This window comes from Algoriphagus sp. AGSA1 (assembly GCF_021390545.1).
Classification (GTDB): domain Bacteria; phylum Bacteroidota; class Bacteroidia; order Cytophagales; family Cyclobacteriaceae; genus Algoriphagus.
On the sequence record NZ_JAJUWR010000010.1, the window covers coordinates 180926 to 194321 of the forward strand.

Here is a 13396-nt window from a genome sequence, read left to right on the forward strand (position 1 = left end):
TTCCGTAGAATACTTTACCTAAACAAGCGCCATAAATCCAATCCGAATCAGCTATTCTTTAAGTTTACCTTCTACTACCGGTATCACCATAGAGGCCAATATCCCTCCTGTAAGAGAAAGTCCGATCACAGCTAAGGAAAGCCATTCTGGGATTTCAAGATGATGAGAAAAAATCATTTTCAACCCTACAAAGGCAAGAATAGCCACCAGGCTATAATTAATGAAACGAAACTTATTCAGCATACGGGAGATAAGAAAATACATTGACCTCAGTCCCATGATAGCTAGAATATTTGAACTGAATACAATAAAAGGATCAGCTGTAATAGCCAGAATAGCAGGAATGCTGTCTAAGGCAAAAAGCACATCTGTAAGCTCGATGATAACCAAGGCCATAAACAGTGGGGTCGCGATTCGGATCCCCCTTCTGTATATGAAAAATTTCTCCCCTTCCGTATGGGCTGTAAACGGCAGCAATTTTCTCAGGTTTTTAAATATAAAAGACTCTTTGGGTTTAAAATCTTCCCCCTCGGATTTCAGCATTTTAAAGGCAGTGAAAAGCAGAAATGCCCCAAAGAAATAGATGATCCATTCAAATTGATTGATTAGGGCCACGCCAAAAATTATCATCATAGCACGGAAAAAGATAGCCCCCAAGACCCCCCAGAAAAGCACACGGTGCTGGTATTTCTCTGGAATAGAAAATGATCTAAAAATTACCGCGATTACGAAAATGTTGTCCACACTCAAGGACAACTCGATCAAATATCCTGTGATGTACTTCAGCAAAGCCTTATCCGGGGATATTCCGGTGGGGTTATGAATATAATTGCCTGAAAACAACCACCAGATAACACCGGAGAATGAAAGCGCGAGAGAAACCCAGATTGCTGTCCAAATGGCTGCTTCCTTGGATTTTATTACATGGGATTTTTTATTGATGACCGCGAGATCAAGGAATAGAAAGACTAAAATACAGAGAGTGAAAATTATCCAGACGCCCATAAAGGAAATGATAAATGATTGATATGATTATATAATTGCTGCGTACAGCTTTTTTTGATTTTGACAGGATCGCAAGGATAAGTAATCAGGATATTCATGGTTCTGTGGTGCATTATTTCCCATAATCCAAATGCTTATGCTTGCTAGTAATGGATGAGAATCATCATAACTTAGTGACCAATATTTTGTCGATACGGGGCCCGTCTTTGTCGAGTACTTCCAGCCTATACCCTTCAATGTCCACGTAGCTGCCTTCTTCTGGAATAGTTTGCGATTTATTGAGAATTATTCCCGCTACGGTGGTGAAACTCTTATTTCTAAAATCAATTCCGGTACCAAAAAACTTTTCGAAATCATGCACAGGAAGCTGCCCGTCTATTAGCCATGTGCCGTCTGCTCTGACCTTGATCAGAAACTCCTCCTGATCCGGTTCCGAAGTATCACCGACTAGCGCATCTACTATATCGTCCAAAGTGATGATGCCCACAGTAACACCATATTCATCGACCACAATCCCATAGTGAAGCTGCCGGGCTTTGAACAGTTCCAGTGCCTGATAAGAAAACATGGTTTCATTCAGGTACAAAGGCTTATGGGCAATAGTCTTTAAATCGAATTTGATAGAAAGTCTTTTGTCAAACAGATCTTTGACCAATACCAGACCTACGATATTGTCCAAGTCATTATTGATGCAAAGGGGATAAGCAGAATGCTTTTTTTGGTTGATTTTATCTCTGACTGTTTTTTCATCATCGGTGCTGTCAAAATAAACCAGTTCACTACGATGGGTAAAGAGGCTGTTGATTTTCCTGTCTCCAAGTTCAAATACCCGCTGCACAATATCCTGCTCTATATTCATGATTTCCCCTCCTTTAGCACTCTCACGTATGATGGATTTGATTTCCTCTTCGGAGACCGCATTCTCTGACTTATGCCTTATCCCAAAAAATGTCAAAAGAAGGTCATTTGAGGTAGTAAGCAGCCACACAAACGGACTGGTGATTTTAGATAGTAGGATCATGGGTCGGGATACCTTTGCCGCGATGCCTTCAGGGTAAGTCATTCCGAGACGTTTTGGGAAGAGTTCTCCAAGTACGATAGATAGGTAGGTGATCATAAGCACAACTGCCCCCACTGCCAGTGTATGCGCATAGGGTTTCAGGTAGTCAATCTGGGATATCCAGTGCGCAAAATCCTCCGTGAGGTTGTCGCCACTGTAAACCCCCAGCAGAATTCCGATCAGTGTGATCCCAATCTGCACAGTGCTTAGAAATCTGCCCGGGTTTTCGGAGAGCTCAAGAGCTGCCTTTGCGCCGGAAACACCCCGCTTTCTTTGATTTTCCAGTTTAAATTTTCTGGAGGAGACCAGAGCCAACTCCGACATGGCAAAAACACCATTCAGGAGTATCAGAAGCAAAATAATAGTGATTTCCACGATTGTTATTGTTCAATGGGGGTTAAAAGTGAGTAGTTCGGAAAAACCTCTGTCAATCCATTCAATCAGATGGAATACTTATGGCGAGTCATTATACATGATCTCTTTTGATTTTGCTAAATTCCCGGATTAATGGAATGGATGTTAGGACAAGTAAGCCGATGATAATCCAGCCTAGGTAATCGATCAGTTCTGGAAAGATAATTTTCAGGAAATATCCGGCCAAGACCAGACTACAGGTCCAGACGATGGAGCCAATCAGATTATAAACCATGAAGACCCTAAAATCAGATTTGATCAAACCCAGGCAGAGGGGCAAAAATGTCCGGACCACCGGAATAAACCTCCCAATGATGATCGCGCTATGGTGTCGTTTTTCAAAATAGGATGAAGCCATATTCAGATACTTTGATTTGAAGAACAGTGAATCTGGGCGTGAAAGCAACCATTTGCCTAATTTTAACCCAACCAAATAGGAAAGAGCATATCCCAGAAAAGCTGCCCCGGTGATGCTGGTCACCAAGGTATAGATGCTTACATCCAATACAGGTAATCCGCAGAGCATACCTGCCAAAAACAACAAAGAGTCTCCGGGCAGGAAGAAGCCAAAGAATACGCCGTTTTCCGTAAATATTATTGCCACCAGAAGAATCAATCCACCCCGGTTGATAATCAACTCAGGACTCAGCAACTCTATCATGGACAGAAGAAATTCATGCATGGGTATGTTTTTTAGCGATGTCGTTATGGATAGAACTGATCCGTTCTACATCCGGGGTCAACAGACTTAGATTATCTTCTGACTTCAGCCCGAATTCCCCTTCCCATTTGGCAATGACACAAGTGGCTAGGCAGTTCCCGATGACATTGACGGATGTCCTGGCCATATCCATTAATTCATCTATCGCCAATATCAAAAATATAGGAGCCATCGGGAGGTTAAAGCTTGCAGCGGTTCCCATCAGGATAATCAGAGACGCCCTGGGAATCCCCGCCACTCCCTTGCTGGTCAGCATCAGGGTAAGAACCATCAAGAGCTGATCGCCTATCCCCATCTGGATTCCTGCTGCCTGGGCAACAAATATGGAGGCCAAAGCTAGGTAGAGTGTCGTACCGTCCAGGTTGAAACTATACCCTGTCGGCATGACAAATGCCACAATTTTTCGGGGTACCCCAAACTTCTCCATAGCTTCCATTGCTTTGGGTAGGGCAGCCTCCGAGCTGGTGGTGGCAAAGGCAATCGAAACTGGTTCTGAGATAACCTTTATGAATTTTAATACAGGGATTTTCAGCAGAATCGCAATGGGTAACAGTACCATGACAAGAAATGCCACAAGGGCGACATACAGCGTTGCCAGTAGGTGAAACAAATTAATCAATATCCCGAGCCCCATTTCACCTACTGTATAGGCAATTGCAGCCCCAACGCCGAAAGGCGCGAAATACATGATAACCCGGGTAAAGTTGAACATAACCTCTGACAGGCTTTCGGTGAAAGAGAGCATCAATTGCTTCTTCTTTCCGTCTTTTACCAATGCAAGCCCAATCCCAAAGAGTATGCTGAATAGGACTATCTGTAAAATCTCTCCTTCAACTATTGATTTGGCGATGTTTTCAGGGAAGATATGTAAGATTACTTCCTGCCAGCTTCTCGCCGTGCCCTGTATAGGCGCCTCACCCACAGGCAATTCTATCCCGACTCCGGCTTGGGAGATATTGATGGCCAATAAACCGATCAGCAATGCCAATGTAGTGACCAGTTCAAAATACAACAGCGATTTCCAGCCCATTCTCCCTACCTGTTTCAGGTCGGAATGACCTGCTATACCCACCACCAGAGTTCCAAAAAGTAGGGGAGCGATGACGGTTTTGATTAGCTTAAGAAATACCTGACTGACTACTTTGAGATTCATGGCCAGTTCTGGAAAGTCCACTCCGATGGCAATTCCAATAAGCATACTTCCAAAGATCCAGGTGGTGAGCGAGGCTTTCCGGAGACAATAGGCGATCACTGCTGCTATTCCCAACCACCTACTTATAAATAGAAATGAAGGGGATAATAAGTCAGTCCATGGCGTATAGATCACCAATATAATTGCAGCTTGGGAAGCCAACACTCCCATAAGGCAGAAGGTGGCTTTCATTTTTTTATTTGTCATAAGCTATGTATAGACAAAATCAGTTAGTTATTGAGATTATAGGGAGATTGGGATTATTGCAGGGCTTGGGCAAAGGTGTTAAGACCTTACGATGTGGGACTACACTTCTGATTGTAGATAATGGACCAATAGGATACTGCTTTGGCTAATTACTTAGTAATGAGATTATTAATTGCTTGCTTTTTTTTGCGGGCCAGTGTCTGTAGGGAGGATGACAACGCTATTGTTTTCCACCAACCGATATAGGATGGACTATTTAGAAAAGCACAAGGATATTTCTGGGCGTGGATAGGTATATTGTAATACTGGTTCCGCATAATGCTGAATCTCCACGGATTGCAGGTTTTTCCTTCTAGCCTTAGCTGTTCAGTAGAATCCTTCAGGTTTTTGCCCCGCTAGGTAAAATAGTGGTGTGGGAAAATAATGAGTAAGGCAGTTAAGCCCGGGGTAAAGCTAAAAGCTGATCTCAGGTAATTGTGCTCACTGGATATACAGAGATTCGACAAACAGAAATAGGTAACGGATACCGCATTGGATTTGAAAAAATGGGGAGTACGCTGGACTGCAGGCCTGGTAGGGAAGAAGTAATTGGGAAGCGCTATAGCTTCATCCAAAATAAAGTTTGGCCCTGCTGACAATTCTGAGGTGCCACTCTCTTGGGTGGAATATAATGATGATTCCAACCCGGCAGGTGAAAACCCCGCCCATGAGCTCAGGAAGCTGGCTATATTGAGAAATATGAATAAGATTCCTAAAAACCTCATATACAATAGTTATCTACAAATCTAATGGAATTTATTTGTATCCTATTGGAATACAATTCATTTTTTAATTAACCCCTGATCAGGTTCTTCCACAAAGCATCCCTAGATGCTTCTGCATTAGCTTTTTCTTGTACCCGGTATAAGTTTAGATTTGGATCAGCTCGCCGCATATGCCTTACTGGGGCAGATGCATATCTGTGCATGGCTTACCTACGGACTGATCATAACTAGGGGCGATAAGATTTTGTAGGCGAAAAAATTCATGTACATTTGCAATGACTGACTAAACAGTCACTAAATTATAAAACATGAAAATAAAAGAAATAGCAGAAAAATATTTCAAGGCAATGGTGGCCGGAAAGTTTGATGAAATGGGCAAATTAAAAACCCCTGATTGTGTTTATTGGCTGAGTGGTGAAGGATCCTGGCCGTTTGGAGGTTACCAATCATTGGAAAACCAGGGGAAATTATGGGGTACCGTAGCGGAACGGTTCCCGGAAGGGATGAAAATGACCCTCCAATCTATTACTGCAGATGATGAGCGGGCAGTGCTTTATGTTCATATCCGGGGAACCCGTAAGGATGGTCGTATTTACGAAAACAATGTGCTGCTACTTTTGACCTTTAAGGATGGCTTAATCAGTGGACTTTATGAATATTTGGATACCATTATGGTCAATGAATTATTCTGTGGCCTGATGGATGTTGTAAAGTAATAGTTATAACATGAGAAATGCAGTCGGGACATACGTGTTTTTATGCCTCGAGTACCTTCAAAAATTAATCTTGATTTATGGATAAAAGGGAAAAGCTACTTCAAACAGCATTGGAATTATTTGTGTCACAAGGATTTAATGATACACCGACAAGCAAAATTGCAAAAGAGGCAGGGATAGCAAATGGGACTTTGTTTTACTTTTTCCCGACCAAAGATGAGTTGATCATTTCGCTTTACCTGAAATTAAAGGGGCAGGCAGCAGAAAGTATAAATGCAGCATTGGCAGAAGTGAAATCGACAAAGGAAGTTATCAAGACTTATTATGAGGAATCGCTCAAATGGTCGCTCCGTAATCCCAACGAGTTTTTGTTTCTGGCGCAGTTCTCCAATTCTCCCTATCTGAAAAAAATTGGTGCTGATGAAATTTCTGCTCAGACGGCGCCCGTATTACAGCTTTTTAGGTTGGCTATCGAGGAGCAGCAGATTGCTGCCACGGATGTGAATTTATTGTACGCTTTGATCAGTAATCAGGTGTTTGGTGTAAATCAATACCTTTCTTCAAATCAATTCTCCAAAAAAGAACGACACCGCATCATCGAGGATACATTCTCTATGTTTTGGAAAATGATTGAACGCTGATGCGTAATGGAATAGAAAAAAAAATGAAAATAATACTTACGAGAGCCACAGGAATGATTGGGGAAGGCGTTTTGTTGGCTTCTCTTGATCATCCCAAAATCAGCGAGGTATTGATTGCCTGGTTTGATTTTCGATAGTAGTCAATCCACTACCAGGTCTAAACTCTCCTTCACTCTCGTCGATAGGAGTGCTTAAGGAAGCATCCTCATATAGACAAACAGAAGCAGCGGCATCACACAGATACTGCATTGGTCCATCACCAAGAGTCCGAGTGGTGACATCATAAACTTCATTGTCATGCCATCCGAACTTTGGCTCATTGGCATTAGTAAGACCTGGGGAAAGTACTTTGACAGCTCGCTGTTCGGAAATTATCAGAAAAAGATTGCTGCCCGGCACCTGAACCCAATTGTAAGGCACAAGGGATCAAAAGTGGATGCTTTTTGGGGTAGATGATTGCAAGCAAGCCAAGATCTATCAGGAAATCATTAATTTGCTGGCAGTAAAATCATTGGCGGAGAGCGTATAAAAAGTGGAACCAAATGAAAATTGAAACACATCTTATAGACAATTTCAAGATTGCCGAAGTAACTTCAGCTGTCCCCATCTTTCGGGGCATTGAAGAGGGATTGGATCTATTGGGAAACCTGTATTACCAAGGTTTTGATAAAGCTGTCATCCACGAAAAAAACATTGCTCCTGATTTTTTTGACCTGAAAACCGGAATTGCAGGGGAAATCCTCCAAAAGTTTGCCCAATACAAAATGCCGCTGGTAATTGTGGGTGATTTTACAAAATATGAAAGTGAGAGCTTGAAGGCATTCATATTTGAGAGCAACAAAGGCAATCAAATAAACTTTCTGACATCAACCGATGACGTTCTCCAATAAAGAATTAGTCACTTTGACTATATTCGTTTCTTTAATGGTTTTTTGTTTCAAAAGAAAGAGAGAAAGCTAACTAATCCTAAAACAAACCGATATGTCGTTTCAAGCATACTTAGACAACATTCAAAAGAAAACCGGCAAATCACCTGAAGATTTTAAGAAATTGGCCGAAGAAAAGGGTTTTTTGCAGAGTGGAGTATTGACCGTAAAAGCCACCCAGATCACCGACTGGCTAAAAGAAGAGTTTGAACTGGGACACGGGCACGCTATGGCAATCTATGCTTCTCTGAAGGGAAAAACTGCGTAAAGAATCGTCTGCCCGGACATACCAATAAGTACTCATATCACGTAAAAGAAACAAGCTCACGATGAACAGAAAAATTGTTGAAAATACCATGATGAATATTCGGTGAAATCCATGGTAGAGGGAATCATACATCACGATTTGTATCATTTGGGACAAATCGGTATAACCATTAAACTCCTGAACTTAAAATATAACCTGCGTTGACAAGATGATTAACACCATAACCTCGATAGTGCAGATGTAACCCCTTCAGGATTGATCATTCATTTGAAATATAGGCTGATCAAAAAAAAGGATAAAAACAGCCCTGGATTGACGGGCATATAGAAAAAAGTATACAAGTTTACCAGCGTCCTTTGGGATTATATCCTGAGAACGAAAATGCCCTGATAGCCATCAAGGAAATAAGGGATTCAGAAAATTCCGAAAAGCGCTACTCCAGGAACGCAGCGTACAGCTTATCGAAAATCTGTCCCCCTTTTTTTGCATACCTTGGGTAATAGTTCAATAAATCCCTCAGTGCTTGTTTTTTCAGTTGTAACCATGTGGAAAACCTATATACACAAAACGATGCAAGGATCAGCACAGGAAGTTGGAAAACCTCAAACCCAGCTACTGCCCAAATCAAAATAAATGCTCCTAAAACTACCCCAAGCAAAAAAGCCGTGAATATCCAATGGGGAACGGATCTTTCAGTCATTCTGTAAATCATCTTTTAAAGACCGGTAGTTTATTTCAATTACACTCCATCTATCGGAATGGGTAAGCATACTTACTCAGAATAGAAAGTGGGCTTTTTTATTTGAATAACTACCTGTCCGGATTCGGGTGTCAGTGTGAGCAAATTATTGTAAGGGAGTTCTATCGCGTTTATGAAAAAAAAGAAACCCCAAAGTGGAATTGTCTTCGAAAAATAAAGGCACAAATCCTTCAAAATCGGATTTGTGCCGTCAGGTGGAGCTGCAGGGATTCGAACATTGCTTGTAAAGTGTTGGTATTCAGTAGCTTTGAAAATAAATTTTTACCTACTACACGATTTACGCAACGAGTTTTTTAATCTTTTGTCTTTGCCTGATTTTGCCACAGAATATTTTTTCTGAATTGTGCCTACACAACTGCTATTTGAATGAACTTGATTTCGAGTATCTAAATTTAAGAAAATAAAATTGCCTTCAAATAGTGTCTAACGTTTTAGGCTATTTCAAAATCTTCCCAGAGACGCTGGCTGTCATGCCTTTTTTGCGCAGCTGTTTGACTATTCCCGGCAAAAGGGGAAGCAGTACTTCCAGCTTGTCACTTTGATGTAGTGGAGAAGGAGGACCCAGGATCAGTTGGGCCAGCCCCTCATCGGAGAGTTCGTTTACCTCGTCGAAAAGCATCCCGGTTTCCTGAAACCTTCTCAGGTAGGACTTGATGGTGTTGCGGGAAACTCCCGTCAGCTTGCTGAGCTGCTTGCTACCATGAACTTCAAAATGGCCACGTAAAATCTGTCTGATCTTGTTCATAGTTATGGGGCGATTGGCCATTAGAAGTGTGTTGTTGTACACCATTCCAACAGCTCCTAAAAGCCTACCATTCCATCTTAAAAAAATCACCGACCGAGGGGGTCAATTTGCATCACCAAGCCGGGGTCAACTTAAATCGTCAGCAGGGGGTCAACTTCGTCGTTTTTTGCAAATGGTTGATTGAAGCTCACTTGATTCCTTTTTCCATGGTTTTCTTTAACTCTTTAAGTTTCAAATAGTAGTTGAAATAACTAAAATGAACTAATTAGAAAAATCCTTTCAAAGACCAGTTCAAAAGCTATTTCAAAAGGAACTTTGGAAATAAGAGGCTTTCTTAAACTCTTAGCACAAAAAAACTCTGCCATCTTACCGCTATCCCTGGCTTTCCTGACCATAATACAAAAGAAAAATCACACCTGCTATGCCGTAAAAAGTAGCGGCCTGCCTCCATCATTCTTCGGGCTCTTGCAGTCACCAACCTTGCTCAATTTGTAGGAGGCTCGCATAAATGGCTTCGCCTGGGTTTACATGCTTTTACCCACCAACCGCATAAATCAACCCCACTCCAATTGATTATTAAGTATTTGCTTAAATAATAAAACTATTTATATTTATTGCGTTACTTAAACCAAAAGGGAGATATTATGGAAAATAATCAATCGTGTATAAGAGTGTTTGCCGACAAGGTTCAAATAGACAATTGTAGAGAAATTCTTCAAACCAACGAAAAGGCATTCACACAACTGAGTGGACTTTTAGCATTAGCAGGAAACGAAGTAAGGTTGAAAATCTTATTTCTCTTGGAAGAAGAAAACGAACTCTGTCCCTGTGACCTTTCGGATATTTTAGGGATGAGCATTCCCGCTGTTTCACAACACCTTAGAAAACTAAGAGATGGAAACGTCATTGAAGGAAGAAGAGAAGGACAAACCATTTTCTACTCTTTGAAACAAGAGCAACTGACTATACTTAGACCATTCTTTAAACACATCATGAACAACTCAGAAAAGGAAACGGTATGAACAAAAAATCGAACAAACTTGTCGGAGCGGGAGTGCTTTCGGCAGTTGCAGCTTCACTTTGCTGCATTACCCCAGTGTTAGCACTTATTTCAGGAGCATCAGGAGTGGCATCTACATTTTCGTGGATGGAACCAGCAAGACCTTTTCTCATCGGAATTACTGTTTTGGTATTGGGTATTGCCTGGTATCAGAAACTCAAACCAAGAACAGCCGAAGAAATTGAATGTGCTTGCGAAGAAGATGAAAAACCTTCATTTTGGCAATCGAAAGGATTATTAGGTATTGTAACTGTGTTTGCAATCTCAATGCTTGCTTTTCCAAACTATGCGCACATTTTCTATCCTTCAAACGACAATAAGGAAGTCATAATCGTAAATGCTTCGGACATACAAACGGTAACTTTTGAGGTAAAAGGAATGACTTGCAATGGCTGTGCTTCGCACGTAGAAAATGACGTCAACAAATTACCGGGCATTGTTAAAGTAGATGCAAGCTATGAAGAATCAATAGCCAAGGTAGAATTTGACCAATCTAAGGTAAGCTTGGTAAAGATTGAAGAAGCCATCAACGGTACAGGCTATAAAGTGGTAGGTAAGAAATAGATTTTTTTTGCCTCCTGTATTTAAGAATTTAATTAAATAATTACACAATGAAAAAGAATTTGATTGTACTGAGTGCATTGTTTCTGATAGGAATTACTCATGTTAATGCGCAATGTTGCAAACTGACTGACAATGAAGTACAAAAAACAACTACAACCCAACAAGAAGGCAAAACCCTAAAACTGAAAATCACGGGAATGACTTGTGCAGGTTGTTCCAACCATATTTCCAATGCGCTAAAAGAAGTGGACGGCATTATTGAACACAAGGTGGAATACCCAGGGGATTTGGCAACTATCACCTACAACCCTAAAAAGACAACCCCGGATGCAATCATTGAAGTGATTGAAAAGACAGGTTATAAAGCTGAGATTATGAAAGAAGCTCCAAAAAAGAAATCCAAATGAAACAAGAAACTATAAAACTCCACATCACAGGCATGACCTGTGACCATTGTGCCTCTGGCATTGAAAAACTTCTTTCGAAAAACGAAGGGGTAAAAGAAGCCAATGTTAGCTATCCGAAAGCCACATGTGAATGTTCTTTTGACCCTGCTAAAACCAGCAAAGAAGAGATCATTAGCACCATCAACGGAACAAAAAAATATAGGGTAAAAGGTGAACTCCCTGAAAATGGGAATAGTGCAAATAATCAATTTGATTTAATCATTATCGGTGGTGGTTCGGCTGCATTCTCGGCAGCCATAAAGGCAGAGAGTTTGGGTTTAACTACCCTTATGGTAAATGGCGGATTAGACTTTGGCGGTACTTGCGTGAACGTTGGTTGTGTACCTTCCAAAAATCTAATTCGTGCAGCCGAGACGGCTTATCACGCTACCCATTCCAATTTTGATGGTATCAAACCAAAAGGCGTTGACATTGATTTCGCTCAAATCATCAAAGACAAGAAAAAATTGGTAGCCACACTTCAAGAGAAAAAATATATGGACGTAGTGAGCGACTTTCAGAACCTAACCTTACTAAAAGGTTGGGCAAAGTTCAAAGACAATAAAACTATTGAAGTGGATGGAAAGGAGTACAAAGCCATCAAATTTTTAATTGCAACCGGAGCTTCTACTAACATTCCCAATATTGAAGGATTGGACAAAATTGACTACCTGACCAATGTTTCGCTTTTTGATTTAGAAGACAAACCGGAGAGCCTGACTATTATGGGAGCCGGATACATAGGTTTGGAAATCGCCATGGCTTACAACCGCCTGGGTGTGAAAGTCCGCATCATTGAATTTACAGATCGTGTATTGCGAACACAAACACCCGACATCAGCGAAGCATTGGAAACACAAATGCGAAAAGAAGGCATTGAAATCTTACCAAATTTCAGAGCTGTAAAATTTGAAAAAAACGGAACAGATACTATAATCCATTGCAAGTGTCCAGATGGTTCAATTAATAAAATCCTAGAGAAAGGAAAAGTAGTCATTGCCACAGGAGCGAAAGCCAATACAAGCCAATTGGGATTAGAAAACATTGGATTGAAACTCACTCAAAGTGGTCACATTGCGGCGAATGAAAAAATGGAAACCAATCTATCCAACATTTACGCAGCAGGTGACGTAACTAACACCCCTGCCTTTGTCTACACAGCTGCATTTGAAGGTAAAATTGCCGTTCAAAATGCTTTCTCAGGAACGGACAATAAGGCAGATTATTCTTCATTACCTTGGGTGGTATTTACTAACCCTCAAATTGCAGGCGCAGGCGTAGATGAAGTACAAGCAGAAGCCAAAGGCATTCCGTTTGAAGTTTCAAAATTAGAGCTTAAAGACGTGCCGAGAGCCATTGCAGCAAACGACACCAGGGGATTTATTAAACTGATTCGCAATACCGAAACCGATAAAATGATTGGAGCAAGAGTAGTTGCACCCGAAGGCGGAGAATTGATTCAGCAATTAAGTATGGCTATCAAGTACGGCATAACAGTGCAAGACCTGGCGGATAGCTTCTATCCTTACCTGACTTTGGGAGAAGGAATTAAATTAGCAGCGATAACTTTCGGAAAAGACGTAACGAAATTGAGTTGCTGTGCGAGCTAAATCAATATCCTTCGATACGTTCTTTATAAATGCCATTCAAGAATCGAATTGTGTTTCAATTATTTGAATGGTGGCGAAACTGTAACTAACTGCTTTAAATTTTCAATAATCTCTCAAACATAAAGCAAAGTTACAGGCATGCGGATGTGAGTGTTTACAAGGGTTCGCTAGGGAGTGTTAGCTAAACTCTGTCCTTCCCTTCCCTTGGGGTACCCCAAGGGAAGGGAACTAAATAATTAATTCAATCTACGTCCAAAACCAATCTCCCTTCAAATCTAATGGCAAACTGTTGGACTG

At 41.1% G+C, this 13396-nt stretch carries 16 protein-coding genes; 8 read left to right on the forward strand and 8 right to left on the reverse strand.

Going from position 1 to position 13396, the window contains the following annotated elements:
• Positions 1-51 precede the first annotated feature (51 nt).
• The 5 genes from LZF95_RS09865 to LZF95_RS09885 all read right to left on the reverse strand — a co-directional run bounded on the left by LZF95_RS09865 (position 52) and on the right by LZF95_RS09885 (position 5363).
• Positions 52-1005, reverse strand: coding sequence for a TerC family protein (locus LZF95_RS09865; protein WP_233754825.1), 954 nt, complete (start codon positions 1003-1005; stop codon positions 52-54).
• A gap of 163 nt (positions 1006-1168) precedes the next feature.
• Complete coding sequence (locus LZF95_RS09870) at positions 1169-2440, reverse strand: hemolysin family protein (RefSeq protein ID WP_233754826.1); 1272 nt, start codon at positions 2438-2440, stop codon at positions 1169-1171.
• A 91-nt stretch (positions 2441-2531) separates the two neighbouring features.
• A complete protein-coding gene (locus LZF95_RS09875) occupies positions 2532-3161 on the reverse strand; it encodes a DedA family protein (protein WP_233754827.1) in 630 nt (209 codons plus the stop codon).
• Positions 3154-4599, reverse strand: a complete 1446-nt coding sequence (locus tag LZF95_RS09880) for a dicarboxylate/amino acid:cation symporter (protein WP_233754828.1) — start codon at positions 4597-4599, stop codon at positions 3154-3156. Before LZF95_RS09880 ends, LZF95_RS09875 begins: the two co-directional genes overlap by 8 nt.
• A 395-nt stretch (positions 4600-4994) precedes the next feature.
• Complete coding sequence (locus LZF95_RS09885) at positions 4995-5363, reverse strand: hypothetical protein (protein WP_233754829.1); 369 nt, start codon at positions 5361-5363, stop codon at positions 4995-4997.
• 308 nt (positions 5364-5671) lie between these two features.
• Between LZF95_RS09885 and LZF95_RS09890 the strand changes: the two genes are divergently transcribed.
• Together LZF95_RS09890 and LZF95_RS09895 are read left to right on the forward strand one after the other, a co-directional pair.
• Complete coding sequence (locus tag LZF95_RS09890; protein WP_233754830.1) at positions 5672-6079, forward strand: nuclear transport factor 2 family protein; 408 nt, start codon at positions 5672-5674, stop codon at positions 6077-6079.
• 77 nt (positions 6080-6156) lie between these two features.
• Positions 6157-6720, forward strand: a complete 564-nt coding sequence (locus LZF95_RS09895) for a TetR/AcrR family transcriptional regulator (RefSeq protein WP_233754831.1) — start codon at positions 6157-6159, stop codon at positions 6718-6720.
• A 99-nt stretch (positions 6721-6819) separates the two neighbouring features.
• Here LZF95_RS09895 and LZF95_RS09900 read toward each other — a convergent pair whose 3' ends face one another.
• Complete coding sequence (locus LZF95_RS09900) at positions 6820-7140, reverse strand: hypothetical protein (protein ID WP_233754832.1); 321 nt, start codon at positions 7138-7140, stop codon at positions 6820-6822.
• A 122-nt stretch (positions 7141-7262) separates the two neighbouring features.
• On the opposite strand from LZF95_RS09900, the gene LZF95_RS09905 reads away from it, so the two are divergent.
• Together LZF95_RS09905 and LZF95_RS09910 are read left to right on the forward strand one after the other, a co-directional pair.
• On the forward strand, positions 7263-7610 hold the full coding sequence (locus LZF95_RS09905; protein WP_233754833.1) for a DUF4180 domain-containing protein: 348 nt from the start codon (positions 7263-7265) through the stop codon (positions 7608-7610).
• A gap of 91 nt (positions 7611-7701) precedes the next feature.
• Positions 7702-7914 (forward strand): DUF4287 domain-containing protein, encoded by a 213-nt coding sequence (locus LZF95_RS09910; protein WP_233754834.1) that lies wholly within the window; start codon positions 7702-7704, stop codon positions 7912-7914.
• A gap of 433 nt (positions 7915-8347) precedes the next feature.
• On the opposite strand, the gene LZF95_RS09915 is transcribed toward LZF95_RS09910, so the two are convergent.
• Positions 8348-8614, reverse strand: coding sequence for a hypothetical protein (locus tag LZF95_RS09915; RefSeq protein ID WP_233754835.1), 267 nt, complete (start codon positions 8612-8614; stop codon positions 8348-8350).
• A gap of 496 nt (positions 8615-9110) precedes the next feature.
• The gene (locus LZF95_RS09920) at positions 9111-9419 is read right to left on the reverse strand and encodes a hypothetical protein (RefSeq protein WP_233754836.1); all 309 of its coding nucleotides are present in this window, start codon (positions 9417-9419) and stop codon (positions 9111-9113) included.
• A 644-nt stretch (positions 9420-10063) separates the two neighbouring features.
• Here LZF95_RS09920 and LZF95_RS09925 point away from each other — a divergent pair.
• The 4 genes from LZF95_RS09925 to merA are packed head-to-tail and all read left to right on the forward strand — an operon-like array spanning position 10064 to position 13099.
• Complete coding sequence (locus LZF95_RS09925) at positions 10064-10441, forward strand: metalloregulator ArsR/SmtB family transcription factor (protein WP_111612356.1); 378 nt, start codon at positions 10064-10066, stop codon at positions 10439-10441.
• Positions 10438-11043 (forward strand): mercuric transport protein MerTP, encoded by a 606-nt coding sequence (gene merTP, locus LZF95_RS09930; RefSeq protein WP_111612355.1) that lies wholly within the window; start codon positions 10438-10440, stop codon positions 11041-11043. The genes LZF95_RS09925 and merTP overlap by 4 nt, the downstream gene beginning before the upstream one ends.
• Before the next feature lie 47 nt (positions 11044-11090).
• Positions 11091-11450 carry a heavy-metal-associated domain-containing protein gene (locus tag LZF95_RS09935; RefSeq protein WP_233754837.1) on the forward strand — a complete coding sequence of 120 codons (360 nt, stop codon included), beginning with the start codon at positions 11091-11093 and terminating at the stop codon, positions 11448-11450.
• On the forward strand, positions 11447-13099 hold the full coding sequence (gene merA, locus LZF95_RS09940; protein WP_233754838.1) for a mercury(II) reductase: 1653 nt from the start codon (positions 11447-11449) through the stop codon (positions 13097-13099). The genes LZF95_RS09935 and merA overlap by 4 nt, the downstream gene beginning before the upstream one ends.
• Positions 13100-13396 lie beyond the last annotated feature (297 nt).